At 58.0% G+C, this 1,303-nt stretch carries 3 protein-coding genes; 1 reads left to right on the top strand and 2 read right to left on the bottom strand.

Annotated features, from left to right (window positions below; all coding sequences use genetic code 11):
* Both A3730_RS05855 and merR read right to left on the bottom strand, forming a co-directional pair.
* The coding region (locus A3730_RS05855) for a transposase family protein (protein WP_197477318.1) at positions 1 to 365 on the bottom strand (365 nt) is incomplete at its 3' end.
* A 78-nt stretch (positions 366 to 443) separates the two neighbouring features.
* Entirely contained in the window at positions 444 to 890 is a 447-nt protein-coding gene (merR, locus tag A3730_RS05850; RefSeq protein WP_006911920.1) for an Hg(II)-responsive transcriptional regulator, read from the bottom strand.
* 73 nt (positions 891 to 963) lie between these two features.
* Between merR and merT the strand changes: the two genes are divergently transcribed.
* The coding region (gene merT, locus A3730_RS05845) for a mercuric ion transporter MerT (protein ID WP_063537700.1) at positions 964 to 1,303 on the top strand (340 nt) is incomplete at its 3' end.

Here is a 1,303-nt window from a genome sequence, read left to right as displayed (position 1 = left end):
GTGGTATCAGCCACGTAGGCGTAGGGGTGATTGAAGGCTTCCTTCTCGACGTGGTTGTAAAGCCTCCGCGTCATGCGGTGATCGTCTACCATTTCCGGAAGAGCTGGCCGGAACGTCCTTCCACACGCCCGGCAGGTGTAGCGGCGACGGACCACCCAGAGGGTGACCCGCTTTCCGTGGATGGGTAGGTCGCGATAGGCCACATCGCGCTTGCCGAACCTGACAAACTCACTCTCAACGCCGCATTCCTCGCAAGCTAGAGGCTCAGGAGCTTCGACCTGGTAGTGGAGATCATGCTCTTCCATCTTGGTGCCTAGGACGTGGTACTCGGGAAGGTGAAGGATGTTGTCAGGCAAGCTAGTCATGCAAACTTTCCTTGTCGACATGGTCCATAGATGATCGCGACTCTTTGACCGCGTTGTTTTCAACGAACTGAAGGTGAGTTACTCCCTTGGGTCTTCTGCTTCTCTGAGCCCTTCATGCAATGACGCAATTAGCGGGCAAGTGATATTGCCTTGTTGTGCATGGCATCTGTCGACCATTTCGCTCAGCACCTTCTCAATTCTTTCAAGCCTGTCGATCTTCTCGCGAACGTCCCCTAACTTGTGCTCTGCGAGAGCACTGGCTTCTTGACAGTGGGCGCCATCTTCCAGCCGAAGTAGGTCACTGATCTCATCCAGACTAAAGCCCAGCTGCTGCGCCGTTTTCACGAACGTCAACCTGTCGATATCGGCGGCACTATAGCGTCGAATACCTCCGGGAGGGCGTTCGGGCTCCGATAATAGCCCTCGTCGCTGGTAATAGCGGATTGTCTCGACATTGACGCCGGCCGCCTTGGCCAGGCCGCCAATGGTCATGGTGTCCGCCACTTTATCTGCATGTCTCTTCATGATGCTTGACTCCGTACCAAGCTACGGAAGTAACCTTATCGTAGCTCCCCCCATCCCGAAAGGAGAATCGTCAATGCGGACATCTAAAACGGGGCGAGGGCCCCTGGCCGCCGGAGGAGTCGCGGCCCTCCTGGCCTCGGCGTGTTGCCTCGGCCCGCTGGTGCTGATCACGCTGGGCGTTTCCGGCGCCTGGATCAGCAATCTGGCGGCGTTGGAGCCCTATCGCCCGCTCTTTATCGGCGTCGCGCTGGTGGCGATGTTCTTCGCCTGGCGTCGCGTCTTTCGGCCAGTGGAAAAGTGCCAGCCGGGAGAGGTGTGTGCCGTGCCACGGGTCAGGACGGGCTACAAGGCGATCTTCTGGCTCGTATCGCTGCTGGTGCTAATCGCCCTGGTATTCCCCTACATCTTGCCCC

The sequence above is a fragment of the Alcanivorax sp. HI0044 genome, from assembly GCF_001634945.1.
This window is presented reverse-complemented; position numbering and strand designations above follow the sequence as displayed.

What these genes read in the sequence shown, in the direction of transcription:
- merR (WP_006911920.1), bottom strand. Translation starts at nt 890, where the DNA reads ATGAAGAGACATGCAGATAAAGTGGCGGACACCATGACCATTGGCGGC.